Origin of the sequence: Raineyella fluvialis (assembly GCF_009646095.1) — a bacterium.
Lineage (GTDB): Bacteria > Actinomycetota > Actinomycetes > Propionibacteriales > Propionibacteriaceae > Raineyella > Raineyella fluvialis.
Genome location: NZ_CP045725.1, coordinates 2483592 through 2509771, shown reverse-complemented (window position 1 = coordinate 2509771; position 26180 = coordinate 2483592). Strand labels below are relative to the sequence as shown.

General features: G+C 70.5%; 23 protein-coding genes. 16 read left to right on the top strand and 7 right to left on the bottom strand.

What is annotated here, in order from left to right; translation table 11 throughout:
* Positions 1–90: 90 nt before the first annotated feature.
* The 4 genes from Rai3103_RS11485 (at position 91) to Rai3103_RS11470 (ending at position 4857) form a co-directional block, all read left to right on the top strand.
* Positions 91–870, top strand: coding sequence for a DUF4191 domain-containing protein (locus Rai3103_RS11485; protein ID WP_153572720.1), 780 nt, complete (start codon positions 91–93; stop codon positions 868–870).
* Between the two features lie 144 nt (positions 871–1014).
* Positions 1015–2493: a DHA2 family efflux MFS transporter permease subunit gene (locus tag Rai3103_RS11480; protein ID WP_153572719.1), complete on the top strand. Its 1479-nt coding sequence runs from the start codon at positions 1015–1017 to the stop codon at positions 2491–2493.
* Between the two features lie 50 nt (positions 2494–2543).
* Positions 2544–4346, top strand: a complete 1803-nt coding sequence (locus Rai3103_RS11475) for an ABC-F family ATP-binding cassette domain-containing protein (RefSeq protein WP_153572718.1) — start codon at positions 2544–2546, stop codon at positions 4344–4346.
* Positions 4347–4437: 91 nt separating this feature from the next.
* Positions 4438–4857: a CBS domain-containing protein gene (locus tag Rai3103_RS11470; protein ID WP_153572717.1), complete on the top strand. Its 420-nt coding sequence runs from the start codon at positions 4438–4440 to the stop codon at positions 4855–4857.
* Positions 4858–4932: 75 nt separating this feature from the next.
* Here Rai3103_RS11470 and Rai3103_RS11465 read toward each other — a convergent pair whose 3' ends face one another.
* Positions 4933–5370 carry an RDD family protein gene (locus Rai3103_RS11465; protein ID WP_153572716.1) on the bottom strand — a complete coding sequence of 146 codons (438 nt, stop codon included), beginning with the start codon at positions 5368–5370 and terminating at the stop codon, positions 4933–4935.
* A gap of 157 nt (positions 5371–5527) precedes the next feature.
* Here Rai3103_RS11465 and glnA (Rai3103_RS11460) point away from each other — a divergent pair, with 157 nt between their 5' ends.
* From glnA (Rai3103_RS11460) to Rai3103_RS11430, 7 genes are all read left to right on the top strand, one after another.
* Positions 5528–6949, top strand: a complete 1422-nt coding sequence (gene glnA, locus Rai3103_RS11460; protein WP_153572715.1) for a type I glutamate--ammonia ligase — start codon at positions 5528–5530, stop codon at positions 6947–6949.
* Positions 6950–7178: 229 nt separating this feature from the next.
* The gene (locus Rai3103_RS11455) at positions 7179–7652 is read left to right on the top strand and encodes a DoxX family protein (protein ID WP_153572714.1); all 474 of its coding nucleotides are present in this window, start codon (positions 7179–7181) and stop codon (positions 7650–7652) included.
* Between the two features lie 328 nt (positions 7653–7980).
* Entirely contained in the window at positions 7981–8793 is an 813-nt protein-coding gene (locus Rai3103_RS11450) for a beta-ketoacyl [acyl carrier protein] synthase domain-containing protein (protein ID WP_153572713.1), read from the top strand.
* Positions 8787–9335, top strand: coding sequence for a beta-ketoacyl-[acyl-carrier-protein] synthase family protein (locus Rai3103_RS11445; RefSeq protein WP_194793107.1), 549 nt, complete (start codon positions 8787–8789; stop codon positions 9333–9335). The genes Rai3103_RS11450 and Rai3103_RS11445 overlap by 7 nt, the downstream gene beginning before the upstream one ends.
* Positions 9332–12412, top strand: a complete 3081-nt coding sequence (locus Rai3103_RS11440; protein WP_153572711.1) for an aminotransferase class I/II-fold pyridoxal phosphate-dependent enzyme — start codon at positions 9332–9334, stop codon at positions 12410–12412. Before Rai3103_RS11445 ends, Rai3103_RS11440 begins: the two co-directional genes overlap by 4 nt.
* Entirely contained in the window at positions 12409–12993 is a 585-nt protein-coding gene (locus Rai3103_RS11435; RefSeq protein ID WP_153572710.1) for a hypothetical protein, read from the top strand. The genes Rai3103_RS11440 and Rai3103_RS11435 overlap by 4 nt, the downstream gene beginning before the upstream one ends.
* 20 nt (positions 12994–13013) lie before the next feature.
* On the top strand, positions 13014–13979 hold the full coding sequence (locus tag Rai3103_RS11430) for an NAD-dependent epimerase/dehydratase family protein (RefSeq protein WP_153572709.1): 966 nt from the start codon (positions 13014–13016) through the stop codon (positions 13977–13979).
* Here the strand turns inward: Rai3103_RS11430 and ppk2 are convergent.
* Together ppk2 and Rai3103_RS11420 are read right to left on the bottom strand one after the other, a co-directional pair.
* Positions 13976–15046 carry a polyphosphate kinase 2 gene (ppk2, locus tag Rai3103_RS11425; protein ID WP_228488878.1) on the bottom strand — a complete coding sequence of 357 codons (1071 nt, stop codon included), beginning with the start codon at positions 15044–15046 and terminating at the stop codon, positions 13976–13978. The genes Rai3103_RS11430 and ppk2 overlap by 4 nt on opposite strands.
* 48 nt (positions 15047–15094) lie before the next feature.
* Positions 15095–15847: an NUDIX hydrolase gene (locus Rai3103_RS11420; RefSeq protein WP_277872970.1), complete on the bottom strand. Its 753-nt coding sequence runs from the start codon at positions 15845–15847 to the stop codon at positions 15095–15097.
* A 66-nt stretch (positions 15848–15913) separates the two neighbouring features.
* Between Rai3103_RS11420 and nadA the strand changes: the two genes are divergently transcribed.
* The 3 genes from nadA to nadC are packed head-to-tail and all read left to right on the top strand — an operon-like array spanning position 15914 to position 19579.
* Positions 15914–16924, top strand: coding sequence for a quinolinate synthase NadA (nadA, locus tag Rai3103_RS11415; protein WP_228488877.1), 1011 nt, complete (start codon positions 15914–15916; stop codon positions 16922–16924).
* 1 nt (position 16925) lies between these two features.
* Positions 16926–18668, top strand: a complete 1743-nt coding sequence (gene nadB, locus Rai3103_RS11410) for an L-aspartate oxidase (protein WP_153572707.1) — start codon at positions 16926–16928, stop codon at positions 18666–18668.
* Positions 18665–19579, top strand: a complete 915-nt coding sequence (gene nadC / locus Rai3103_RS11405) for a carboxylating nicotinate-nucleotide diphosphorylase (protein ID WP_153572706.1) — start codon at positions 18665–18667, stop codon at positions 19577–19579. Before nadB ends, nadC begins: the two co-directional genes overlap by 4 nt.
* 279 nt (positions 19580–19858) lie before the next feature.
* On the opposite strand, the gene Rai3103_RS19195 is transcribed toward nadC, so the two are convergent.
* Positions 19859–20353, bottom strand: coding sequence for a [protein-PII] uridylyltransferase family protein (locus tag Rai3103_RS19195; protein WP_228488876.1), 495 nt, complete (start codon positions 20351–20353; stop codon positions 19859–19861).
* Entirely contained in the window at positions 20320–22821 is a 2502-nt protein-coding gene (locus Rai3103_RS11400; protein ID WP_228488875.1) for a bifunctional [glutamine synthetase] adenylyltransferase/[glutamine synthetase]-adenylyl-L-tyrosine phosphorylase, read from the bottom strand. The genes Rai3103_RS19195 and Rai3103_RS11400 overlap by 34 nt, the downstream gene beginning before the upstream one ends.
* Before the next feature lie 132 nt (positions 22822–22953).
* Between Rai3103_RS11400 and Rai3103_RS11395 the strand changes: the two genes are divergently transcribed.
* Positions 22954–23793 (top strand): sterol carrier family protein, encoded by an 840-nt coding sequence (locus Rai3103_RS11395; RefSeq protein ID WP_228488874.1) that lies wholly within the window; start codon positions 22954–22956, stop codon positions 23791–23793.
* Positions 23794–23883: 90 nt separating this feature from the next.
* On the opposite strand, the gene glnA (Rai3103_RS11390) is transcribed toward Rai3103_RS11395, so the two are convergent.
* Entirely contained in the window at positions 23884–25221 is a 1338-nt protein-coding gene (glnA, locus tag Rai3103_RS11390) for a type I glutamate--ammonia ligase (protein WP_153572705.1), read from the bottom strand.
* A gap of 117 nt (positions 25222–25338) precedes the next feature.
* Between glnA (Rai3103_RS11390) and Rai3103_RS11385 the strand changes: the two genes are divergently transcribed.
* Entirely contained in the window at positions 25339–25776 is a 438-nt protein-coding gene (locus tag Rai3103_RS11385; protein ID WP_153572704.1) for a hypothetical protein, read from the top strand.
* 28 nt (positions 25777–25804) lie between these two features.
* Here Rai3103_RS11385 and Rai3103_RS11380 read toward each other — a convergent pair whose 3' ends face one another.
* Entirely contained in the window at positions 25805–26002 is a 198-nt protein-coding gene (locus Rai3103_RS11380; RefSeq protein ID WP_153572703.1) for a hypothetical protein, read from the bottom strand.
* Between the last annotated feature and the right edge of the window lie 178 nt (positions 26003–26180).

Sequence of the window (26180 nt, the reverse complement as noted above, 5' to 3'; positions counted from 1 at the left end):
GCCACCACCCGACGTACGGCCCCGGATGCCGATCCGGACCCACCGCACGTCGACCACCGAACCGACAGCACAACAGCAAGGTGATGACTGATGGCCAAGAGTGAGGCCGCGAAGGACCTGGCCCAGAAGCAGAAGGCCGCGCGCCGCGCCGAGAAGGAACGCCGGCGCAACAGCGAGGACCCCCGCGACTGGGGCTGGTGGAAGCAGATCACCTACGCGTACAAGGCGACCGCCAAGGTCGACAAGCAGCTCACCCCGTGGATGATCGGCGCGTTCGTGCTGCCGATCCTCATCTGCGTCCTCGTCGCCGCCCTGCTCGGTGGTGGCTACGTGCTGTGGATCATCACCGGCGCGATGGGCGGCCTGGCCCTGGCCGTCTTCGTCCTCACGCAGAGGATGAAGCGGGCCACGCTGGAGCAGGCCCGCGGCCAGGTCGGCTCGGCGGCCGCTGCGCTCGGCATGCTCAACGACAAGGTGTGGGCGCACGAGCTGGGCATCACCGGCACCCGCCAGCAGGATCTCGTGCACCGGGTCATCGGCCCGTCGGGCGTCGTCCTGATCGGTGAGGGCGAACCCGGTCGACTGCGCACCATCCTGGCTTCCGAGGAGCGCAAGCACGCCCAACTCATCGCCGACCTGCCGGTCTGGGTCGTCCAGATGGGCGACAAGGAGGGCCAGGTCTCCCTGGACGACCTTGCCAAGCACATCAAGAAGCTCCCGCGGACGCTGGACAAGTACCAGATCACCGAGGTCAAGTCCCGGGTCAAGGCCCTCGACGCCGTACGGCCCCGGGTGCCGATGCCGAAGGGCCCGATGCCGACCAACGCCCGCCAGGTGAAGGGCAGCAAGCGCGCGCTCCGCGGCCGCTGAGGCCCCGTCCGGCTCTCCTGGCCGGACCATCCTCCTCCTGGGGCGCCTGTTCCTGACCGGCAGAACGGTCAGGAACAGGCGCGCCTGACGTCCGTCCCCGGACGGTGTCCCGGCCCGTCCCGTCGTCCCTGGAAGGGGAGAGCAATGTCCCGCTCCGTCACCAGCCCCACGGCCCAGGCTCCCGCCGGCCTCCCGAGGACCACCGCGCGCGACAACCTGGTGATCAACCTGTTGCTCGTCTCCGCCTTCGTCGTCATCCTCAACGAGACGGTGATGGGCGTGGCGATCCCCCGCCTGATGACCGACCTGCGGGTCACGGCGGTGGCGGCGCAATGGCTCACCACCGCGTTCATGCTGACGATGGCCACCGTCATCCCGATCACCGGGATGCTCATCCAGCGCTTCCCGACCCGGGGCCTGTTCATCACCGCGATGTCGCTGTTCTCCCTGGGCACCGCGGTCGCCGCCCTGGCCCCGGGGTACGGGGTGCTCCTCGTCGGCCGGATCATCCAGGCCAGTGGCACCGCGATCGTGATGCCACTGCTGATGACCACTGTGATGACGCTGGTGCCGCCGCAGGTCCGGGGTCAGCGGATGGGCAACATCTCCGTCGTGATCTCGGTGGCACCGGCCATCGGCCCGACCATCTCCGGGCTCGTCCTCAGCCTGCTCAGCTGGCGGTTCATGTTCGTCCTCGTCCTGCCGATCGCCGTGACCTCGTTGGCACTGGGGGCGCTGAAGATGCCGAACGTCACCGAGCCGGTCCACGCTCCGATCGACGCGCCCTCGGTGGTCCTCTCCGCCCTCGGCTTCGGTGGTCTCGTGTTCGGACTCAGCAGCCTCGGCACCTCCGCGGGGAAGGGCGCGCCGACCCTGCTGATCGGCACCCTGGCAGTTGGCGTCGCCGCGCTGGCCCTGTTCGTCTGGCGACAGCTTGCGCTCCAGCGGGCCGATCGTGCGTTGCTGGACCTGCGCACCTTTCGCAGCCCGGTCTTCGCCGTCTCGGTGACGATGTTCGTGGTCTGCATGATGGCCCTTTTCGGCACGCTGATCCTGCTGCCGCTCTTCCTGCAGAACGTGCTGGGCATGACGGTGCTGCACAGCGGCCTGCTCCTGCTTCCCGGCGGCCTGGTGATGGGGCTCCTCGCCCCGGCGGTGGGCAGATTGTTCGACCGTTTCGGTCCCCTGCCCCTCCTCGTCCCCGGCACCACGCTCGTGGCGGGGGTGCTCTGGGTCCTGGCCGTCATCAGCACCTCGCTGACCCCGTGGGTCGTCCTGCTGGTCGCCCACGTGGTGCTCAGCATCGGGCTCGCCCTGATCTTCACCCCGCTCTTCACGTCGAGCCTGGGCGCCCTGCCCCAGCACCTCTACTCCCACGGGTCGGCGACGGTCTCGACGATCCAGCAGGTCTCGGGAGCCGCCGGCACCGCGCTGTTCGTCTCCACGATGGCCGCGACGGCTGCGGGCCGCGCCGCCGCCGGCGTGAACGCGGTGGTCGCCGAGTCGGCCGGGATCCGGGCGGCGTTCCTGGTGGGCGCCATCCTCAGCACGGTGGCGATCATCACCTCGTTCTTCATCCGCCGCCCGGCGGGGCCGAGCGAGCCGGTCGCCGATCAGGGCTGAGCCGGTACGGTCGCGCACCGGTTCGCACCCTTGTCTACTCTGGAGAGGCTATGGCGCATCTGCTCGGGGCCGAAGCCCTTCACCTGGAATTCCCGACCAAGCTGGTCTTCGACTCGATCACCCTGGGGGTGAACGAGGGCGACCGGATCGGCATCGTCGGCCGCAACGGCGACGGCAAGTCGAGTCTGCTCGCGATGCTCGCCGGTCGGCGTACGCCCGACTCCGGACGAGTGACCGTCCGCAACGGCGTACGGATCGGCGTCCTGGACCAGGCCGACACCCTCCCCGACAACGAGACCGTCGGCCACGCCGTCGTCGGGGACACTCCGGAGTACGAGTGGGCGGGCGACCCGCGCATCCGTGACATCATCGCCGGGCTGCTCGGCGACCTGGACTGGGAGGCCGGGCTGGCCACCCTGTCCGGCGGTCAACGCCGCCGGGTCGCCCTGGCCCGTCTGCTGACCGGCAGCTGGGACGTCCTGGCACTGGACGAGCCGACCAACCACCTCGACCTCGAGGCGATCACCTGGCTGGCCGAGCACCTCAAGACCCGGTGGACGGCAAGCGCCGGCGGGCTGCTCGTCGTCACCCACGACCGCTGGTTCCTCGACGAGGTCTGCACGGCGACCTGGGAGGTGCACGACCGGATCGTCGAACCCTTCGAGGGCGGATACGCGGCCTACATCCTCCAGCGGGTGGAACGCGACCGACAGGCGGCCGCCACGGAGGCCCGCAGGCAGAACCTCGCCCGCAAGGAGCTGGCCTGGCTGCGCCGCGGGGCACCGGCCCGCACCTCGAAGCCGAAGTTCCGGATCGAGGCGGCGAACACCCTGATCGCCGACGTCCCGCCGATCCGCGACACCGTCGCGCTCCAGTCGCTGGCGGTCACCCGGCTGGGCAAGGACGTCGTCGACCTGCTCGATGCCTCCGTGTCGTACGGCGACCACCAGGTGCTCCGGGGCGTGGAATGGCGGCTCGCCCCCGGCGAGCGGACAGGCATCCTCGGCGTCAACGGAGCCGGCAAGTCCACGCTGCTAGGGCTCATCGACGGATCAGTGGCGCCCACGGGTGGGCGGGTCAAACGCGGCACGACGGTGAAGGTCGCCACCCTGAGCCAACGCCTGGACGAGCTCGAGGAGTTCCTCGACGACCCCGTCCGGGTCGTCATCGCCCGGCTGCGGTCGACCTACACGCTCGGCTCGGGGTCCAAGGCCCAGGAACTCACCCCCGCCCAGTTGCTCGAGCGGCTCGGATTCTCCAGCGCACAGCTGTCGACGCCGGTGAAGGACCTGTCGGGCGGCCAGCAACGGCGGCTGCAACTGCTGCTGATCCTGCTGGACCAGCCGAACGTCCTCATCCTCGACGAGCCGACGAACGACCTCGACACCGACATGCTCGCGGCCCTGGAGGACTTACTCGACTCGTGGCCGGGCACCCTCGTCGTCGTCAGCCACGACCGGTATTTCCTGGAGCGGGTCACCGACCAGCAGTACGCCATCCTCGACGGGTGCCTGCGGCACCTGCCTGGCGGCGTGGACGAGTACCTACGGCTGCGGATGGCCCAGGAGCGTGCCGCTGCGGCGGCCCCCCTGACCTCCGAGGTGGCTGCCCCACCGGCGTCCGACCGCCCGTCCGGCAAGGAGCTCCGCGACGCCGAGAAGGAGCTCGCCTCGCTCGAACGCCGGATCGAGCGCCTCCAGCGGCAGGCCGCGGACGCCCGGGTGAAGCTCGCCGACCTCGATCAGTCCGACTACCAGCTGCTGGGTGCGGAGATGGCCAAGATCACCACTCTGGAGGACGAGGCCGAGGGACTGGAGGAGCGCTGGCTGGAGTTGTCGGTCCTGTTCGAGTGACGGTACGGGGGCACCCCCGCGAGGACTGGGATGACAAAAGAGACCCCCGGAATCTCTGGCGTGTGACCTACGTCACGCGCTACCGTGGCTCATGCGAATCTCCGACATCCTCCAGCGCAAGGGCTCCGCTGTCGTCACCCTCCCCCTGGATTCCACCATTGCCGACGCGGTTGCGCTGATGCGTGATCGCGGGATCGGCTGTGTCGTCGTCACCGGGCCCGACTCCCCCGCCCTGGGGATCATCGCCGAACGTGACATCGTCCGCAGCGTTGGCCAGCAGCCGTTGGACACCCCCGTCTCGAGCATCATGCAGCAGGATCCGCTCACCTGCGACCTGCACACCGACGTGGAGCAACTGGCCGGCCGGATGACCGACCAGCGCGTCCGCCATGTCCCCGTGGTCGAGGGCGGACGACTCCGCGGACTCGTCAGTATCGGTGACGTGGTGAAGGCCCACCTGGACGACCTCCGCAGCGAACGCGACCACCTCGTCGCCTACGTCCAGTCCTGAGCGCGACCCCAGCACCGCACCGACAGACCCCACCCTGACCCGGGACGTCCGCAGATCGTGCGCGTCCCGGGTCTCTCAACGACGCCGAACGACGACCGTACGCAGCATCATGTCGTTGAGGCTGCGCCGATCCGGGCCGATGACCACGGCGGGGATCAGGATGCAGATCATGAACGTACGGACGATCGCGATGCCGAAGCCGATAGCGCGACCGTCGGTCCGGGTCACTCCGATGCCGACCACCATCTGGCCGAGGCTCGACCCCATCAGCCCGGTCAGCAGGGCCTTCTCGAGGAAGAAGACGATCAGGGTGGCCCACTTCTCCGGGCCCATCCCGGTGAGCACCGCTCCCCAGGTGACCAGCACGGCCACCAGCATGGACACCGCCCAGTCCAGGACCAGAGCAGTGAGCCGCTGACCCCACGTGGCCAGGGAACCGCGGCCTTCGGCGGGCAACCCGAGCGAGGCGCCGGGCTGGTCCTGGTCACGGGTCTGCTCCGCGCTGTACGTCATTCGGTCAGGTTACCCGGCCGGGCTCGGGGCGCCACCCGCGCGGAACCGCAGGCAGCACAAGCCGTAACATGTCCGCAATAGTCGTGCAACGGCCGAGAAATCCGGCATTCCTAGGCTGACCACGCAGTTCACCACTACCTACCCTTTCGGAGGCGCAATGTTCCAGGGAGCTGACGACCTGTTGGCCTACATCAAGGAGCAGGACGTCGAGGTCATCGATGTCCGGTTCTGCGATGTCCCCGGTGTGATGCAGCACTTCACGGTCCCCGCCAAGTCCTTCGACAAGGACATGTACGAGGAAGGCCTGGCGTTCGACGGTTCCTCGATCACGGGCTTCCAGAAGATCCACGAGTCGGACATGGCCCTGCTCCCGGACCCGACCACGGCCTACCTCGACCCGTTCCGCAAGGCCAAGACCCTGGTCCTCGACTTCTACGTGCACGACCCGATCACCAAGGAGCCCTACAGCCGCGACCCGCGCAACATCGCGCGCAAGGCTGAGGCCTACCTGAAGTCGACCGGCGTCGCCGACACCGCGTTCTTCGCCCCCGAGGCCGAGTTCTACATCTTCGACGACGTGCGCTACGACACCAACGCGCACGAGAGCTACTACCACATCGACTCCGAGGAGGCTGCCTGGAACACCGGCACCGCCAACGAGGGTGGCAACCGTGGCTACCACGTGAAGACCAAGGGCGGCTACTTCCCGGTCGCGCCGGTCGACCACTTCGCCGACATGCGCCAGGACATGGTCGCCAACCTCGAGAACGCCGGCCTGACCCTGGAGCGGGCGCACCACGAGGTCGGCAACGCCGGTCAGCAGGAGATCAACTACCGCTTCAACACGCTGCAGGCCGCTGGCGACGACGTGATGAAGTTCAAGTACATCATCAAGAACACCGCGTGGGAGGCCGGCAAGACCGCCACCTTCATGCCGAAGCCGGTCTTCAACGACAACGGCTCGGGCATGCACGTGCACTCCTCGCTGTGGAAGGACGGCCAGCCGCTGTTCTTCGACGAGAACGGCTACGGCGGTCTGTCCGACATCGCCCGCTGGTACATCGGCGGCCTGCTGGCCCACGCCCCGTCGCTGCTCGCCTTCACCAACCCGAGCGCGAACTCGTACCACCGCCTGGTGCCCGGCTTCGAGGCTCCGGTCAACCTGGTCTACTCGCAGCGCAACCGCTCGGCCTGCATCCGCATCCCGATCACCGGCCCGAACCCGAAGGCCAAGCGCGTCGAGTTCCGCTGCCCCGACCCGTCGTCCAACCCGTACCTCGCCTTCTCGGCGATGCTGCTGGCCGGTCTCGACGGCATCCAGAACCGGATCGAGCCCCCGGAGCCGATCGACAAGGACCTCTACGAGCTGCCGCCCGAGGAGCACGCCGACATCGCCACCGTCCCGGCCTCGCTGGAGGGCGCCCTTGACGCTCTGCGCGCGGACCACGAGTACCTGCTCGCCGGCGACGTCTTCACCGCTGACCTGATCGAGACCTGGATCGAGCTGAAGGAGGGCGAGATCGCCGCCCTGCGTCAGCGCCCGCACCCGTACGAATTCGACCTGTACTTCGACATCTGATCGGTTCCCCGCGGAACCAAGCGCCTGTCAGCACCGGCCGCCATCACCTTTCGATGGCGGCCGGTGCTGCGTCGTCGGGGTGCCCGAGCGGGCGACGACGGAGGCCAAACATCATCGGATCATTGATTCAACTTTGAAAGTTTAAGGTTGATGCTTTAGATTTGAATGGTCAATGACGACATGAACCCTCCGCCTCCGCCGGCACCCCTGCACCCCACCTAGGAGCACCATGCGCAGCGTCCTGTCCCCCAACCTCGTCACCCGCGACATCGTTCCGCTCGTGAGCCGGATCATCCTGGGCATCGTCCTGATCGCCCACGGCTACCAGAAGTTCGCCCTCTGGGGTCTGGCCGGCACCGGGCAGGCCTTCGCCGGGATGGGCGTGCCGATGCCCGGGATCTCCGCCGTCGTCGCTGCCGTCATCGAACTCGCCGGTGGCATCCTGCTCGTCCTCGGCGTCTTCACCCCGATCGTCGCGGTCGTGGTCTTCCTCGAGATGATCGGCGCCGCCCTGCTGGTGCACCTCCCCCACGGCGTCTTCGTCGGCGACGGCGGCTGGGAGTTGGTCGGCGCCCTCGGTGCCGGCACCCTCGCGCTGGCCGCCGGGGCCGGTCGCTTCTCGATCGACGGCCTGCTGCGAGCTCGTACGTCGCAGACCGCAGCCGCAACCGGTTCCGAGCGCGAGTTCGCCGAGGTCCACTGACCTCAGCGAAGGTCACAGCACACCGACCTCGGGTCGGCACCCCGATGGGGTACCGACCCGAGGTCGTGTCGTCCGTCCCGCCGCCGACATACGCCTGTGCATTAACGCCGGGATTCACATGCGCATGCACACTCCTATTGGCCGGCCCGCAACTCGGGCGTCAACTCCGGTACCAGGACGGTTCACCTCGCACCGATACACCGTTCATGGGATGCGACGACGCCTCCGGAGGGACGGCCACACCGGGTGGCCGGGCGTGCCGCATCTTCGGGACGACCCCCCGTGAAGCGTGGACGACCGGCCTGTCGCGTTCCAGAAATGGGACCTCATGATTGCAGTTGTTGGTTTCTCCGCGCGTTCCGCGGGTTCCTCCGACGCGGACGAGTTCTGGCGGATCGTGGCGAGTGCGATGCCCCAGTTCGGCCCTACTCCCCACGACCGCTGGCGGGCGGAATCCGTCCTCTCGAATGAGCGCGGACGCCCCTTCACCTCGTACACCAACACCATGGCGGCGCTCGAAGATCCGTACGGCTGGGATCGCGCTGCCTTCGGCATCCCGGTCGCCCGCGCCCGGGCGATGGACCCCCAGCAGCGCCTGACCCTCACCTTGGCCCGGGAAACCTTCGACCGGGCCGGTAGGACGTCGGCGGCCGTCGCCGGGCGGGGGATCGCGACGATCATCGGGGTGAGTTCCAATGACTATCGGCTGGTCACCTCGGCACCGGTGATCGCCCGGATGACGACCGACGGCAGTTTCGGGGTTGCGGACCCGACGTTGCAGGAACGCGTCATGGCCAGCGCCTCCTCGGCTATTCAGCGGATCAGCGCCTATTCCATGGCGGGGGTGCTGCCGAATATCATCCCGGCGGTCGTGCAACAGCATTTCGACCTCAACGGGCCGTCATTCGCGGTCGACAGCGCCTGCTCCTCGGGGCTCACGGCGATCCATCTGGCCTGCACCATGATCGAATCCGGCGAGATCGACGAGTGCCTGGCCGGAGGTGTCTATGTCGCCCTGTCCCCGGACGTCCTCATCGCCTTCGCACAGATCGGCGCGCTCTCACCCAGCGGCCGCTGCCAACCGTTCACCACCGAAGCTGACGGTTTCACTCTGGGCGAGGGGGCGCCCTGCTGTTGCTGAAGAACCTCGAACTGGCCCGCCGCGACGGCGACACGATCCACGCGGTCATCGAGGGCTGGGGGTCCGCCTCCGACGGGCGGGCCCCGGGGATCATGACCCCCACCAGCGACGGTCAGGTCCGCGCCATCCGAGCGGCACGGAAGCGCGCCGGCTCCGAGCGGCCGGTCGACTACATCGAGGGACACGGCACCGGCACCGTCGTCGGCGACGCCGAGGAGGTCCGCTCCCTCGCCGCCACGGACGAGGACCCGACCGGCCCGGCGCTACCGATCGGCTCGATCAAGGCGGTCGCCGGCCATACCCTCGCGGCCTCTGGTGCGCTGTCCACCGTCAAGGCGGTCCAGATGATCCGGCACCAACGGATCCCGTCCCAGCCGACGACGCCCGCCGCGGAGCACCCGGGTCTGGCCTCCACCCGCTTCCACCTCGCCGGTCACCGCGACAGCCGCCGGCCGGTGCGTCGTGTCGCCGTCAACTCGTTCGGCTTCGGTGGCGCCAACAGCCACCTGATCGTCTCCCACCCCGAAGGAACCCTGTCATGAGCCCTTCCCTGCTGCTGATCTCCGGCACCTCACCGGACGATCTCCGGTCAAGGTGCGAGACCGTCCTGGCCTCCCTCGACGACCCGCTCAACCACGGCGCGTCGCTGGACGACCTGCAGGCCCGGCTGGCGGTGATGACACCGGCCAGCCATCGCCTGGCGATTCTGGCGACCACTGTCGCCGATGCCCACCAGACCCTGCGACGCGTGATCGCGATGCTCCCCGAACTCAGCGACGACCCCGACCAGACCCCTGCCTGGTACGCGGCGACCGTGTCCGACGAGCCCCGACGGGTGGCCTTCGCCTTTCCCGGCCAGGGAGCCCAGCGGATCGGCGATCAGGAGGTGCTGGCCACCCTCGACCCCGCCTTCGCCGACCGCTGCCGGGAGTTGCTCGAGGCATCGGCCGTCCCCGACCTCGAACGTCTGCTCACTGCGGGCTGGTCGGACTCGGCGCCCGACGCCGACGTCGACTCCGCGGCGATCCACCTGACGGATGCGGCGCAGACCGTGCTGACCGTCCTGGGCGTGGCGGCCACCGAACTCTTCACCCGGCTGGGGATCCGCCCTGATGCCGCCACGGGTCACAGCGTCGGCGAGTTCGCTGCTCTCTACGCGACCGGCGCCCTGTCCGCGCGGGACGCCGTACGTCTCGCCTCCGAACGCGGCCGGATCATGCGCGCTCACCTGTCCGACGGCGAGTTCGGCATGGTCGCGCTCCGCTGTTCCGGGGAGCAGGCGGCCGCACTGGCGGAGGGCTCGCCCTCCGTCCACCCGACCTGCTGGAACGACGCCCACCAGACCGTGTACGGCGGGACGAGGGAAGCGCTGGAGGCGTACGCAGCCCGCTGCCGCGCCGCCGGTGTGACCGCCACCCCGATCCCGGCCCAGGGTCCCTTCCACACTCCCCTGATGGCCGGCAGCCGGGACGATTTCGCCGCGCTGCTGACCGACGCCGACCTGACCGACCCGGCGGTGACCTTCATCTCCACCGTGTCGGGACGACAGGAGGCCGACGCCGAGACGATCCGCCGCAGCCTTGCCGACCAGGTCACCACACCGGTGGACTTCCGGTCCGCGGGCGCCGTCCTGCTGTCCGACGAGCCGGTCGTGGTGCTCCAGCTGTCCGGCGGCGAGTCCCTGCTGCGCATGCTGCAGCATGACCACCCCGAGGCGAACTTCCTGGGCGTCGGCTTCGGCGGGACCTGCGACAGCCCGGAGACGGTGCTGCGCAACCTGGCCCGGCTGTTCGTCGCCCTGCCTGGCGTCCAGCTCGCGCCGGTCCTCGCGCACAGCGGCGTCGCCGCGCACTGGCGGCTGCAGGACGTCCGGCTGGAGCGCCAGTCGGTGATCAAGCCGGTGGGGGCCACCCCGTCGCGGCACGAGGGTACGGCGCACGCCCAGCCGCACCCGCGGCACCGCTCACGCGAGCTCACCCGTCCGTCGTCGGCGCCGCTGACGCGGCCCGCGGGCGCGCCGGCGCCTGCGGTTACAGGGACGGACGAGAGTGCCAGGCCCATGTCGCCGGCCGTGTCCGTCGGCGCGGTGCGGACAGCTGTGCTGACGGCCATGGCGGAGGCGTCCGCGTCCCCGGTGGCGGAGATCGCCCGTGGCGGCCGCCTGGCCGAGGACCTCGGTTTCGATTCGCTGCTGATGACCGACACGCTGCGACGCCTGTCCCAGCACCTGCCCGACCTGCAGGTGACCGACCTGCGCCTCGCCTCGGTCAGGACTCTGGACGACCTGGTCGGCGAGCTCTCCCGGGTGACAGGGGCCACCGCGGCGCCCGCCGAGGCGGAGCCCGCCGAGGGAGTCTCCAGCTCGGGTGACCCCGGCCTGTTCGTGCTCCCGGAGCGCTGCGAGCGGACCCTCGCGTCGTTCCCGGAACTGGCCGCGTTCGACCGGAAGCAGGCGGAGTTCGCCGCCGCCGGGACGCTCCTCCCCTACTACCTCCCGCACGACGGGACCATCTCGCACCACACGGCGATCGAGGGACGGCCGCTGATCTCGTTCAGCTCGTACAACTACCTCGGCCTCTCCGAACACCCCGAGGTCCAATCGGCCGTGGTCGACGCGGTGCACCGTTACGGGACGTCCGTCTCGGCCGCCCGCATCCTCTCCGGCAACCGACCGCTGCACGACGAACTCGAGCACGAGATCGCCGACTTCCTCGGCAGCGAGGACGCGGTGGTTCTTGTCGGCGGGCACGCCACCAACGCGTCGATCGTGCCGCAGGTCGTCAGCGATGGCGACATCGTCCTCCACGACGCGCTCGCCCATGACAGCATGCAGCAGGGCATCAGGGCGAGCGGCGCGGCACGGCACAGCTTCCCGCACAACGACATGGCCGCACTGGCCGCGGCGTTGGAACGGCGGCGGGGGAGCTACCGGCGCGCGCTGGTCTGCGTCGAGGGGGCGTACAGCATGGACGGCGACACCGTCCCCCTGGCGGAGATCGTCGCCCTGAAGGAGCGCTACGGCGCCATCCTCATGGTGGACGAGGCACACAGTTTCGGGACGGTCGGCGCCACCGGGCGCGGCATCTGCGAGGCCACCGGCGTGTCGCCCTCGCGGGTGGACATCCTGATGGGGACGTTGTCGAAGTCGATGGCCAGCTGCGGCGGGTACCTCGCCGGAAGCCACCGCTTCGTCCAGTTCCTCCGGTACAACCTGTCCAGCCTGGTCTTCAGCGCCGGCCTGTCGCCCGCGAACACCGCCGCGGCTCTGGCCTCCCTGCGGGTGCTGCGCCGCGAGCCGGAGCGGGTCCACCGGTTGTTGGCGAACGCGGATCACTTCCGCGCCGGCGTCGAACACCTGGGGCTCGATCGCGGCGACGGCGTCGGCACCCCCATCGTCCCGGTCATCTACGGAGACTCGGCCCGCACCCTCCAGGTCTCCAACGAGCTCTACCGCAGAGGGATCAGCATCAACCCGATCCTGGCCCCGGCTGTCGCGGAGCGACTCGCCCGGCTGCGGGTGTTCGTCACTGCCACGCACACCCGCGAGGACCTGGACGCCGCCATCGACGCGCTCGCGGAGGTGTCCGAGGCCACCCTGATCGGGGCGACCCTGGCGTGAGCCCTGTCGCCGACGCAGTGCCGAGGGTCGGTCGGACGACGGTCGTGATCGCGCCCGACCGGTCCGGGCACTGGACCGACAACCCGGAGCTGCTGCACCGCCTCGCCGAGGCCCTCACCGGGTGTGCTCGGGGCCGGGTCGGCGTCGAGGCCGTCGACCGTACGCTCCTCCGGGTCACCCGGCCGGGCGGCGGCAGTCGGCACCTCCGCGTCTCGGCCTCCCACGAGGCCGGCCGGGTCGGCGTCGCGCTGACCACCGGGCCGGGGATCGGCTTCGACCTGTGCGGGAACGGGCGGGCCGCGTCGATCCGCTCCGCCCTGCCGCTGGTACTGTCAACGGCCGAGCGGGCACTGCTCCCGCCGGCCGATGCCCCCACCACCGGTCCGCAGTCAACGTCCCCCGCCGAGGTCGTGCTCTGGACGGCGATCGAGGCGCTGACCAAGCTCGCCGGCGGACGGCTGCTCTCCCCGGCCAGTCGGCCGCGCCTCACGTCCGTGGCACCGCCTCTGGCCGCCGGCACGTCCCTGGCCCACGGCTGCTGTGGCGACCTGACCTGGTGCGCCGCTCTCTCCCCCGCTTGATCCCAGGTGAAAGGAACACCATGCGCATCGCTGTGATCGGGGCCACCGGCCAGATCGGTACCCGTCTCGTCGCCTCCGGGCTGCAGGCAGGCCACGAGGTGGTGGGCATCTCCCGGCACCGGCCGACAACGACCTCCGCCGACTGGCGCAGTGTGGACGCCGAGGACCCCGAGGCACTCACCGTGGCGCTCCGCGGTGCCGATGCCGTCGTCACCACCCTCGGCCTGCGCTACGACATCGCCACCTGGCGTGACCGGTGGGTGCCACTGACCCGCTCAGTGGTCGACGCGGCACGCGGGGCCGGCACCGCACTGCTATGGCTCGACAACTGCTATCCGTACGGTCTCCCGGGGACCCCCATCACGGAGCAGACGCCGATCGCACCGCGCTCGAGGATGGGGGCGGTCCGCGCCGAGGTCCACGAGGTGCTCCGGTCGGCGGCAGAGCAGCTGCCGATCACCGTGGCCAGGGCGGCCGACTTCCTCGGTCCTGGCGTCGAGACGACTCTGGTCCCGTGGAGCTCCCTCGTACGCGCCAGCCGTCCCGGCCCTCGCCGTACGCGCCTGCCCTGGATCGGTGATCCCGACACCTCGCACCAGTACGCCTCCGCCGACGAGGTCAGCCGCGCCCTGCTCACCCTCGCCGAACACGACCCGGACGGCCCCGGGGCGCTGACGACGTGGATCCTGCCTGCCCTCGCGCCGGTGACCGGGCGTGACCTCTGCACCGTCCTGGCCCGACTCTGCGGACACGCGGTCACCGCGTTGGTGCTCCCGCAGACCCTGCTGAGAGTGGTGGGTGGGGTGAGCCCTCTCGTCCGCGCTTCGAACGACATGGCCTACCTGAGTCGACACGACTTCCTCGTCGACGACACCCGCTTCCGCACCGCCTTCGACTGGGGGCCAGTGGGCACCGTCGCCGAGCTGCTGGCAGACCTGCGGGGGGTGCCGGCGCAGATCGGCCAGGATCCGACTCCAGCCGGCTAGTAGTCCTCGGGATCCTGGTACGGGGACGGCAGGTCCTTGTCGGTGAGGCTGGCCGCGTAGTCCGGCACCTCGTGCTGGAGTTCGCGGTCGGTGCGCTGGTAGCCGGTGGAGGCTGGGCGTTCGGGCAACGTCATCTTCTCGTGCTCCACGTGCTCGTACGGCACCGAGGCGAGCAGGTGGGCGATCATGTTGATCCGGGCCGCCCGCTTGTCCTCGGAGTCCACCACGTACCAGCGGGACTCGGGCAGGTCGGTGTGGACGAACATCTCGTCCTTGGCCCGGGAGTAGTCCTCCCACTTCGTCAGCGAGGTGATGTCGGTGGGCGAGAGCTTCCACCGTCGCATCGGGTCGGTCAACCGGGACTCGAAACGCCGGTACTGCTCCTCGGCGGACACGGAGAACCAGTACTTGCGCAGGATGATCCCGTCCTCGATCAGCATCCGCTCGAAGATCGGACACTGGCGCAGGAATCGCACGTACTCGTCGGGAGTGCAATAGCCCATCACCCGCTCGACGCCGCCCCGGTTGTACCAGGACCGGTCGAAGAGCTTGATCTCCCCCGCCGCCGGCAGGTGGGCGATGTAGCGCTGGAAGTACCACTGCGTCGTCTGCCGCTCGGTGGGGGCCGGAAGCGCCACGATCTCGGTGAGGCGCGGGTTGAGGTACTCGCTCACCCTCTTGATCGCGCCGCCCTTGCCGGCGGCGTCGCGCCCCTCGAAGATCACCACCAGGCGTTGTCCGGTGGTCTTGACCCACTGCTGCATCTCGACGAGTTCGCCTTGGAGGCGGAGCAGCTCCGACTCGTAGACGTCGCGCTTCATCTTCTTGCCGTTGCTTGACTTGCTGCTGCCGTTCTTGCCGCTCTTCCCGTTGCCGTTCTTGGCGGGGGTGTCCACCTGCTTGGCGTCGTCGCCCATCATGCTCTCCGCTTCCACGAACGCGCTGCGCGGCGGCCGGTAGCGGAGCGTCAGCCCGGACCCGACCGCACGCCGGGCGACATCCTTCCGGGCTCCCGGCTCCTGCGGAGCCGGGTCCCCTGCCTCATCAGCCATGTCGCTGTCGGCCATGGAGCAATCTTTCCACCATGGCGCGCCCGCGTCACGGGATCAGTGGGTCTACGACCCCTGGGGTCCGGCCGGCCGGAGCGTGGCGAAAGGATCGGTGACGGCCAGTTCGCGCCCCGTGAAGCGGAACAGTTTGCCCGGCCGCCCGCCCGCGCTGCCCGGCGCCGACACCAGGCCCGTCGCGACGAGCTGACCGCGCCGCACCAGGATCCGTTGCAGGTTCGTGGCGCTCACCTCGTGCCCGAGGGCCGCGGCGTAGGCGTCGCGCAACTGGGCCATGGTGAACATCTCGGGGGCGAGGGCGAACCCGATGTTGGTGTAGGAGAGCTTCGCCCGCATCCGGTCGACGGCGTGGCGGACGACCCGGGCGTGGTCGAAGGCCATCACCGGCAGGTCGTCCACCGGCAGCCACCCGGCCCGCTCCGGCAGCGGGGGGTCACTCGTCCACGGCACCAGGCCGACATAGGCGGTCGCGATCGTGCGATCGTACGGATCCCGGCGAGGGTCACTCAACGTTTCCAACTGCTCCAGATGGGCCACCTCGGCCAGGTCCACCTTCATGGCGAGATGACGCCGGGCACTCTGCCCGATCGACTCGTCGACCTCCACCGGTCCGCTGGGGAGCGCCCAGGACCCCTCGTACGGGGCCCTGCGTCGACGGGTGGCCAGGACCGACAGCACCGGGGCCTCCGACCCACGATCCGGCCGCACCTGCAGCACCGCCGCGATGGCCTCGTGACGGTACTTGGCCACTCCCGCGTCGTCGCGCAACGGCCCGCTGCCCCACCCCTTGTCAGCACCCACGTGCGGCATGCTACAGTTCCCGCAGTTTTCGCCTCCTAGTCGAAAACGTACCGAAGGAGCACCCCCGTGACCATCACCGACCTCGGCACCGACTCGAGCGCCTGGACTCCCGCCCAGTGGGAGAGCTGGCGGGCGGAGGTCCGCCGCCTCGCCGACGAGCAGGATGCCGTGATCCTGGCGCACAACTACCAGGTGGCGCCCATCCAGGACATCGCCGACCATGTCGGCGATTCCTTGGCCCTCTCCCGGATCGCGGCCGAGTCCCCTGCGCGCACGATCGTCTTCTGCGGGGTGCACTTCATGGCGGAGACCGCCAAGATCCTCTCCCCCGCGAAACGGGTGCTGATCCCCGACGCCGCGGCCGGCTGCTCGCTCGCCGACACCATCACAGCCGACCAACTGCGGGCCTGGAAGACCGAGTACCCCGGTGCGGTGGTGGTGTCGTACGTCAACACCACCGCGGCGGTGAAGGCGGAGACGGATATCTGCTGCACGTCGTCCAATGCGGTCGAGGTCGTCTCGTCGATCCCCGCGGACACACCGGTGCTGTTCGGCCCCGACCAGTTCCTCGGCGCCCACGTCCGCCGGATGACCGGCCGGGACAACATCCACGTCTGGCTCGGCGAGTGCCACGTGCACGCCGACATCTCCCCCACCGCGCTGGTGGACAAGGTCCACGCCAATCCCGAGGCCGAGCTCTACGTCCATCCCGAGTGCGGCTGCACCACCAGCGCGCTGTGGCTGGCCGAGTCGGGCGAACTGCCCCAGGAACGCACCCACGTCCTGTCCACCGGCGGCATGCTGGACCTGGCCCGGACGTCGACCGCGGCCAAGGTGCTCGTCGCGACCGAGATCGGCATGCTGCACCAGTTGCGCCAGGCCAACCCGCACACCGTCTTCGAACCGGTCAACCCGCGGGCCGCGTGCCCCTTCATGGGCATGATCACCCCGGAGAAGCTGCTGGCCTGCTTGCGCGACGGCACCGACGAGGTCGACGTCGACCCCGCCACCGCCACGAAGGCGCGCTCCGCGGTCGAGCGGATGATCGCGATCGGCCGGTCGGGACGGGGCGAGTGAGATGACCGTACGGATCCCCACTGCACGTCCCTCCTGGCGACGCGCGACCGGAGTCGTGATCGTCGGCTCGGGAGCGGCCGGCCTGTCCGCCGCCGTCCACCTGGCGGCCGCCGGCGTGCCGGCGGTGCTGCTCACGCGAGCCGGTATCACCGACGGCGCGACGGACTGGGCCCAGGGTGGCCTGGCGGCCGTCTGGGACGAGACCGATTCGGCCGCCGCCCACGCCCACGACACGGTGGTCGCCGGGGCCGGTCTGTGCGAACCGCGTGCCGTGCACGAACTCGTCACGGGAGCCCCGGCGGCCATCCGCCGGCTGGTCCGCCTCGGCGCCCGCTTCGACCGGGACGACACCGGCGCGTACGACCTCCACCTGGAGGGCGGTCACCACGCCCGCCGGATCCTGCACGCGGGCGGGGACGCCAGCGGCCATGAGGTCGAGCGGGCCCTCGCCGGGGCCCTCCGCAACGCCGCGGGTACACCCGGCTCGTCAGTCGAGGTGCTCGAACACCTGCGCGCCGTCGATGTGCTGACCGACCCCGCCGGCCGGGCCCGTGGCGTGCGGGTCCGCCAGGATGACGGCACCATCGGCGACTGGCTCGCCGGCGCTGTGGTCCTCGCCAGCGGCGGCATCGGCCAGGTCTGGCCGCTCACCACCAACCCCGCGGTCGCCACTGGCGACGGGATCGCGATGGCCTACCGGGCCGGCGCCGTCGTCCGCGACATGGAGTTCACCCAGTTCCATCCGACGGTGCTGTGGATCGACCCGTCCCGCCGTGTGCCGGGCGACCGGGGCGTCCTGGTCTCCGAGGCCGTTCGCGGCGAGGGCGCGGTGATCGTCGACCACAGCGGACGACACGTGATGGAGGGCCTGCATCCGTTGGCGGACCTGGCTCCGCGTGACGTCGTCTCCGCCGCCATGCAGGCGCACATGGTCGGGACCGGCGAGGAGCACCTGTTCCTGGACGCGACGGGCTTCGGGGAGGCGACGTGGCGGCAGCGCTTCCCGTCGATCCTGGCGATGTGCCGCGAACGAGGGATCGATCCGGTCACCGACCCGATCCCGGTGCGGCCCGGGGCGCACTACCTGTGCGGCGGCGTGGCCGCGGATCTCGACGGCCGGACCGCGGTCCCTGGCCTCTACGCCGTCGGAGAGGTGGCGGCGACAGGTGTCCAGGGCGCCAACCGCCTCGCCTCCAACTCACTGACCGAGGGCCTGGTGGCCGGGGACCGAGTGGGTGCACTGCTGGCAACCGCCTGGCGCTCCGGGACACTGAACCCACCTCCCGCCCGTCCCGCCGGCACCGGGCACCACGACCTGCGTCCCAGCACAGCCTCATTGGTCGATCCGGTCCACCGCGACCGGCTGCGGGCGATCATGGACCGCGGCGTGGAGGTCTCGCGGACCGCCGAGGCCCTCGACGACGCCCTGACGGCCCTCAACGCCCTACCGACCCTCACCCCGCCGGCGGACGACATCCTGGACGACGACATCCTCGACATGACGAACCTGCACACCGTCGCCACCCTGATCGCCACGGCCGCGCTGACGCGCACGGAATCCCGCGGCTGTCACCGTCGGGCCGACCACCCCGAGGCCTCCGAGGACTGGCGCCACCACCTCTGCCTGACGCTCGGACCCGATGGCGCCCCGACGCTGATGCGCCAGCCGCTCGGGGAGACCTCCGGCACCGCTGCCCTGTCCCTTCCGACCCGTACGCCCCACTTCCAGGAGGCCCTCGCATGACCGTCCCCACCCCATGGCCTGAGGAGATCAGCCGGGACCTCGTCGCCGCGGGCCTCGATCCGGGTCATGTCGCCGAGGTCGCCGAACGTACGCTCGCCGAGGACCTGTCCTGGGGGCCGGACGTGACCTCCGAGGCGACCCTGCCCGCAGCGGCGACGGGCACCGCCGACGTGGTCGCCCGACGCCAGGGCTGCCTGGCCGGTGTCCCGGTCGCCGCCGCCGTGCTGCACAGCCAGGCCCGTCGCGACGGGGCCGACCTGCGCGTGACGACCGTCCGCGCGGACGGTGACCGGGTCGGTCCGGGTGATCTCGTGCTGTCCGCCACGGGGCCGTTGCGGACCCTGCTGACCGGCGAGCGGAGCATGCTCAACATCCTCTGCCAGCTGTCCGGGGTGGCCACCGCCACGGCCGCCTGGGCCGATGCCCTCGCGGGCACGCCCACCCGCGTCCGCGACACGCGGAAGACGGTCCCGGGGCTGCGGGTGCTGCAGAAGTACGCGGTGCGCTGCGGAGGCGGTGTGAACCATCGAATGGGCCTCGGTGACGCGGCCCTGATCAAGGACAACCACATCGCCGCGGCCGGATCGGTGGCGGCCGCCTTCGAGTCGGTCCGGCGCCACGCGCCGCAGGTCGCCATCGAGGTGGAGTGCGACACCCTGGACCAGGTCGCGCAGGCCATCGAGGTCGGCGCCGACCTGCTGCTGCTGGACAACATGGATCCCGACACCGTCCGGGCCGCCGTCGGCCTCGCCCGTCCCGCGAAGGTCCGGACCGAGGCGAGCGGTGGCCTGACCCTTGCTGATGCGGCGGCGTACGGCGCCACCGGGGTCGACTTCATCTCGGTCGGGGCGCTCACGCACTCGGCGACGGTGCTCGACCTGGGCTTCGACCTGAGAGTTTCCGAGAAATAGGTCACACCAGCAGACCGGACGGGTCGATCGGAGGCACACTGAAGCGACTTCAGTCGTCGTGGAGAGGAGACCAGATGGGTGACCGCGCACAGAACGCCGAGCCGCTGTGTGAGTGCGGATGCGGAGCGACAGTAGCCGCCTGTACCTGCCCGAACTGCGACCACAAGGCGAAGTCCTGATCCGTCTTCGATCATCGGGGACCGGGCCGGCCACACAACGGTCCCGGTCCCCGATGCGTTCTCCGAGGTGTTTCGTCCGAGATGTTCGTCCCGGCCGTCGTCACTCGCCCCAGAACAGCCGCTCCACCACCGCCCGGGCCCGGTGGGTGACCTCGCCGTAGCGGGCTCGCAGCGGTCCGGTCCCGCTGAACCCCATCGTCGCCGCCACGGCCGCCGCGTCGGCACCGTCCGTCGGCAACGTGTCGGAGGCCCGGCCCCGCACCAGCATGATCACGTTGCGGATCCGGCTGGCCAGCAGCCACGCCTCCTCGAGCACCTCGGCGTCCGTGGCCGAGATCAGCACCAGGTCACGTTCGGCGCGCAGCGCCGGCAGTGTCCGGGTCGTCCGCAACTCGGGATGGTCGTACGCGTGCCGCAGCTGGATCAGCTGCACCGTCCACTCGACGTCGCTCAGTCCGCCCGGGCCGAGCTTGGTGTGCCGGGACCGCTCGACGCCGCGGGGCAGCCGCTCGGCCTCCATCCGGGCCTTCAGCCGGCGGATCTCCCGCACCTGCGCCTCGGTCAGGCCGCCCGGTGGCCACCGCAGCGGGTCCACCGCCGCCAGCAGGCTCTCACCCAGAGCGCGATCCCCTGCCCGAACGCGCAGCGCACCAGCGCCTGCGCCTCCCAGGTCGATGACCAGCGCTGGTAGTAGGCCCGGAAGGACTCCAGCGACCGCACCATCGGGCCGCCCTTGCCCTCCGGCCGCAGGTCGGCGTCGATCTCCAGGGCGGGGTCGGCACCGGGCTGGTGCAGCACCTGGCGCAGTCGGGTGATCGCCGCGATCGCCCGCCGATGACTCCGGGGATCGTCGGTGTCCTCCATCACGAACATGCAGTCGGCGTCGGAGGCGTACGACATCTCACCGCCGCCCCACCGCCCCATCGCCATCACGGCGAGAGCGGGCAGCGGCTCGCCGCGCTCCTCCGCCTCGCGGGCGACGACCCTCAGCGTCGCCTCCAGGGTGGCCGCGGCCAGGTTGGACAAGGCGTCACCGACGTCCTCGACCTCGATCCGGTGCAGGATGTCGGCCATCGAGATGCGCAACAGTTCGCCACGTCGCAGCGCCCGGATGGCGGCCGCCGCCGACTGGGCGTCGTCGTGGCGCAGGGCGGCGGCGGTGAAGTCGGCGACCAGCTTGTCGAGGGGCCGGGGCAGCTCCTCCCCCTCGTCGGCCAGGATCTGCACCGATTGCGGCGAGCGGAGCAGCATGTCCGAGGCGTAGCGGCTGGTCGACAGGATCAGCGCGAGGCGTTCGGCCATCGCACCACCGTCGCGCAGGGCCCGCAGGTACCAGGAGGAGCGGCCCAGCCCCTCGGAGACGCGGCGGAACGCGAGCAACCCGGCGTCCGGGTTGGGGCCGTCCGCGAACCACCCGAGCATCGCCGGCAGGATCTGCCGCTGGATCTCCGCCTGCCGGGTCATCCCCTGGGTGAGCGCCTCGAGGTGCTGCAGGGCCGCGCGGGGATCCGCGTAACCGAATCCGCGCAGCCGGGCCTCGGCCGCCTCCGGCGTGAGCCGCAACTCTTCGGTGGTGAAGTGGGAGACCGCCTCCAGCAGCGGTGAGTAGAAGACCCGCTGGTGCAGGGCGACGACCCGCCGGGTGCTGTCACGCCAGGCCTTCACCACATCTTCGGCCGGGTTCTTGCGGAAGCCGAGCGAACGCCCGAGGCGTCGCAGGTCGGCCTCGTCGTCGGGGATCAGATGCGTACGCCGCAGGCGGTAGAGCTGCACGCGGTGCTCCATCGTCCGCTGGAAGCGGTAGGCCGCCGCCATCTCGGCGCCGTCCTCGCGCCCCACGTAGCCGTATTCGACGAGGGCGTCGAGGGCGGGCAGCGTGCCGGGCTCCCGGACCCGTTCGTCAGCCCGGCCGTGGACGAGCTCGAGGAGTTGAACGGTGAACTCGGTGTCGCGAAGCCCACCCTCGCCCAGCTTGATCTGGCGGCCCTGCTCCTTGGCCGGGATCAGGCTCACCACGCGCCGCCGCATCGCCTGCACGTCGTGGACGAATCCTTCGCGACCGCCCACCTGCCAGACCATCGGGGCAACGGTGTCGACGAACGCCTGCCCGAGGCGGCGGTCGCCGGCAGCCGGTCGTGCCTTGAGCATCGCCTGAAACTCCCAGGCCTTGGCCCACTTCTGGTAGTAGGTCCGGTGGCTGGCCAGCGTCCGCACCAAGGGGCCGGCCTTGCCCTCCGGACGCAGGGCGGCGTCGACGGGCCAGATCGTGCCGGCGCCGGAGTGCGCGGAGCAGATCCGCTGGAGGGCCGAGGCCATCTTCGTCCCCAGCGCGGCCAGGGCGTCACCGCCGATCAGCGGCCTCCCGTCGGGGTCCTCGGCGGGCTCGACGACGTACAGCACGTCGACATCGGAGATGTAGTTCAGCTCTCGGCCGCCGGTCTTGCCGAGGGCGACCACGGCCAGCCGGATCCTCGCCGCCTCCTCGGCCCCGACCTCACCGCGCGCGATGGCCAGCGCGGACTCCAGGACAGCGTCGGCGAGGTCGGCCAGTTCAGCGGAGATCGCCGGCTGGATCGCGGCCGGATCCTCGGCGCACAGGTCGCGGGCAGCGATGCGCAGCACCGCGGCGTGATAAGCCACCCGCAGTTCGTCGCCGCTGAGGTGCGTGGCGACGGGAGCCTCGGCCTCCGCATCCGCGCCGACCGCCGAGAGCAGCGTGGCCCGCAGACTCGCCGCGGGCGTACGGCCCAACGGTCCGGACAGCTCGTCGATCTGGCGGGGGAACCGGAACAGGTGCTGCTGCAGGCCGATGCTGGCTCCCAGCACCAGGGTCAGCCGGCGGGCCAGCTCAGGGTCGTCGACCATCCGGCCGGGCAGGGACGGATCCTCGTCGCTCAACCGGTGCAGGCCGGTGAGGGCCAGGTCGGGGTCAGCGGCCGCGGTGAGCAGGTCGAGGCAGGCGTCCTCGCCGCTGGGCCAGCCGTGGAGCAGCTTCTCGGCACGGCCGGCGTCGGTGAATCCGAGACGTGCCAAGCGTCCGACCGTCGTTTCCAGCCGATCCATGCCTCGCATCGTACGTCCTGACACGTCGTCCTCCAGGGTTCCGGCCCGCGGATGCAGCGTACGGCACCCCGTTCGGTCCCCGTTCGCCGCACCGCAACATCCCCGACACCCATCGGGGGTAGCGTCGACGAGGTGACACCGACGATGCGGGCCCAGCGCCAGACCCAGAAGCTGCGGCACACGTTCGCCGAGGAGTTGCGGACAGTCGAGGACATCGTCGTCGGCCTCGTCCCCGCCGACTACGCCGCACCGCCCGTCCACCCGGGGTGGGACGTCCGGTTGCTGTGTGCGGGCGCGTTGGGACGACTCACCGACGTCTCCGCCCAATTGGAGCGGCCCTCGGCCTCCCGCCCGGTCACACTGGAGCGGTACGCCTCCCACCTCCTGGCCACTCGGCACCGCCGGTACGACCGGGCCGTGGACACCGCGGGCCAGGACACCGGGCCCCTGCTCGGTGACCAACTCGTGGCGGTGATCGAGGACGTCGTCGCCGGTGTGGTGGAGGGCGACCTGCCCGCGCTGGTCGACACCGGCGCCGGGCAGCTGAGCCTGCTGGACTTCCTGCGGGTGCACGTACTGGAGCTGGTCCTCTTCCATGACGACCTGGCCCGCACCCTGCGGGCCGCCGGGCGCCAGATCGTCGCACCGCCGGTGGAGGCGACGGCGACGGCGGTCCGTACGTCGGCCGACATCCTGGCGGCCCGAGCACCCGGCAAGGCGATCGAGGTGCGGATCCCGCCGTTCGCGGCGGTGCAGATCGGGGACCCGGTGAGGGCGACACCGGGTGGCGTCGTGGCTCCCGAGCCGGCCCACACCCGGGGCACCCCGCCGGCTGTCATCGAGACCGACGCGACGACGTTCCTGCGGGTGATGAGCGGGCGGATGAGCTGGGACAGCGCCGTGGCCGACCACGGTGTGATGGCGTCGGGGCTGCGGACGGACCTGTCCCCGCTGCTGCCCCTGATCGCCTGAGCGCGTGATCACCTGAGCACGTGATCGCCTGAACGACTCGGGCGGCCACGCCGTGGAGCGTGGCCGCCCGGGTCGAGCGAGGACCTCCGGTCAGAGGTTCGGCAGCATGGTGTCGAGTTCGTAGGCCGTGACGCGGTGGCGGTAGGCGTCGAACTCCGCGCGCTTGTTGCGCAGGAAGAACTCGAAGACATGCGTACCCAGCGTCTCGGCGACCAGCTCCGAGCCCTCCATCACCTGGATGGCCTCCTCCAGGCTGCGGGGCAACGTCTTGATGCCGAGCATCTTCCGCTCCCGGTCGGTCAGCGACGACACGTCGTCCTCGGCCTCCGCCGGCAACTCCAGCTCGCGTTCGATGCCGTCCAGGCCCGCCGACAGGGCGAGTGCGTAGGCCAGGTACGGGTTCGCGGCCGAGTCGATGGAGCGCAGTTCGACCCGGGCGGAGCTGCCCTTCGTCGGCTTGTACATCGGGACCCGGACCAGGGCGGACCGGTTGTTGCGCCCCCAGCTGATGAAGGACGGCGCCTCGTCCCCGTGCACCAGGCGCTTGTAGGAGTTGACGAACTGATTCGTGACGGCGGTGATCTCGGCGGCATGCGAGAGCAGGCCCGCGATGAAATGCCGGCCGGTCTTCGACAGGTTGTACTCCGCCGACGCGTCGTGGAAGACGTTGTTGTCCCCCTCGAACAGGGACATGTGCGTGTGCATGCCCGAGCCCGGCTCGTCGGTGAAGGGCTTCGGCATGAAGGTCGCCCGGACGCCCTTGCTCATCGCGACCTCCTTCACCACCACCCGGAAGGTCATGATGTTGTCGGCCATCGAGAGCGCATCGGCATACCGCAGATCGATCTCCTGCTGCCCCGCCCCGGCCTCGTGGTGGGAGAACTCCACCGAGATGCCCATCTGCTCCAGCATCGTGATCGCGGCGCGGCGGAAGTCGGTGCCATGCGGCTGGGCGGTGTGGTCGAAGTAGCCCGAGTAGTCGATCGGGGTGGGTTCCGCGCCCGGCTGACGGTCGGGCTCGATCAGGAAGAACTCGATCTCGGGGTGGCAGTAGAACGTGTACCCCATGTCGGAGGCGCGGGAGAGCGCCCGCTTCAGCACGTAGCGCGGGTCCGCCCAGGAGGGCGAGCCGTCGGGATGACGGATGTCACAGAACATCCGCGCCGTCCCCCCGGCCTCCTCACGCCACGGCAGCAACTGGAAGGTGGAGGGGTCGGGATGGGCGACCATGTCCGACTCGTAGACGCGCGCGAAGCCCTCGACCGCCGACCCGTCGAAGCCGATGCCCTCGTCGAAGGCGCCCTCGAGTTCGGCGGGCGCGATCGCCACGGACTTCAGGTACCCCAGCACGTCGGTGAACCAGAGGCGTACGAATCGGACATCGCGCTCCTCGAGAGAACGGAGCACGTATTCGGTCTGCTTGTCCATGCGGACAGTCTGCCGCGAATCGTGTTTCAGCGGTGTGACGACCGGCCAAGTGGCGTGCCGAGGCGGAGCTGCACCCGGACCTCGGCTGCACCCAGGGTGCGCGAGTAGAGTCGGGACGTGATCGAGAGGCGCCTTCGGGGCTGGAGCCACGGCCGGGAGGACCGTCCCGCCGGGTGGTCGGTCCTGCCGCAGCCCGGGCCGCGTCCCGAGGCGCGCGGCAGCGTCGTCGGTCCGTGGGCGCTGCGCGCCTCGACGTTCCCCCGCCCCTCGTCCGGGTCATCCGCGACGCGGCCGGCGGCAGCGTCACCTGGTTCCCCCGCGGGGCCCGCCTCCCCGGCGCGCCGAACGACACCCGGCACCACGGGCGAGGAGTCGGCGGCCACGACCGGGACGAATCCACACGTGGTTCCACTGGGTGGCGGTCTGGCGCTCGTGTCGGTCGGGCGCTGGGACGAGGAGTCGTCCACGACGATCCAGATGCCGGCCATCCGCGACGAGCCCGCCGCCAGCCCGGGGTCCGCGACCCCAGCACCCGACGACCCCGGCAGGCACTGACCCGGTCAGTCCCGGTCGGGAGGCAGCACTACTGCTCGTCCTCCTCGTCCTTCCACCGCGGATCCTCGTCCCACGCCTCGTTGCGCTCCTCGACCCGTTCCAGCGCATGACCGGCCTCCTCGCGCGTCGCGTAGGGGCCCAGCCGATCGGCCGCCCGACAGCCCTCGTAGCGCTCCACGGCGTGGTGCTTCATGCAGTACCACCAGGTGTCTTCCAGTTCGGTCACGATGTCCTCCTGTGAGGGTGGCGGCACGCCCTCGTGCCGCAATTCCAGCATGGCACCACGGACCGGGGTCGTCCGGTTGACGGCTCCGCACGATCGCGGAAGGGGCCGTGACGCCGAGTAATCTGTCCCCTGTGACGCCCGTGAAGCAGTACCTCGTGACCCCCGTCCTGCACGTGCC

Coding starts and splice junctions, on each gene's coding strand:
- Rai3103_RS11485 (WP_153572720.1), top strand. CDS start 91: ATGGCCAAGAGTGAGGCCGCGAAGGACCTGGCCCAGAAGCAGAAGGCC.
- Rai3103_RS11480 (WP_153572719.1), top strand. CDS start 1,015: ATGTCCCGCTCCGTCACCAGCCCCACGGCCCAGGCTCCCGCCGGCCTC.
- Rai3103_RS11475 (WP_153572718.1), top strand. CDS start 2,544: ATGGCGCATCTGCTCGGGGCCGAAGCCCTTCACCTGGAATTCCCGACC.
- Rai3103_RS11470 (WP_153572717.1), top strand. CDS start 4,438: ATGCGAATCTCCGACATCCTCCAGCGCAAGGGCTCCGCTGTCGTCACC.
- Rai3103_RS11465 (WP_153572716.1), bottom strand. CDS start 5,370: ATGACGTACAGCGCGGAGCAGACCCGTGACCAGGACCAGCCCGGCGCC.
- glnA (WP_153572715.1), top strand. CDS start 5,528: ATGTTCCAGGGAGCTGACGACCTGTTGGCCTACATCAAGGAGCAGGAC.
- Rai3103_RS11455 (WP_153572714.1), top strand. CDS start 7,179: ATGCGCAGCGTCCTGTCCCCCAACCTCGTCACCCGCGACATCGTTCCG.
- Rai3103_RS11450 (WP_153572713.1), top strand. CDS start 7,981: ATGATTGCAGTTGTTGGTTTCTCCGCGCGTTCCGCGGGTTCCTCCGAC.
- Rai3103_RS11440 (WP_153572711.1), top strand. CDS start 9,332: ATGAGCCCTTCCCTGCTGCTGATCTCCGGCACCTCACCGGACGATCTC.
- Rai3103_RS11430 (WP_153572709.1), top strand. CDS start 13,014: ATGCGCATCGCTGTGATCGGGGCCACCGGCCAGATCGGTACCCGTCTC.
- ppk2 (WP_228488878.1), bottom strand. CDS start 15,046: ATGGCCGACAGCGACATGGCTGATGAGGCAGGGGACCCGGCTCCGCAG.
- nadB (WP_153572707.1), top strand. CDS start 16,926: ATGACCGTACGGATCCCCACTGCACGTCCCTCCTGGCGACGCGCGACC.
- nadC (WP_153572706.1), top strand. CDS start 18,665: ATGACCGTCCCCACCCCATGGCCTGAGGAGATCAGCCGGGACCTCGTC.
- Rai3103_RS11400 (WP_228488875.1), bottom strand. CDS start 22,821: ATGGATCGGCTGGAAACGACGGTCGGACGCTTGGCACGTCTCGGATTC.
- glnA (WP_153572705.1), bottom strand. CDS start 25,221: ATGGACAAGCAGACCGAATACGTGCTCCGTTCTCTCGAGGAGCGCGAT.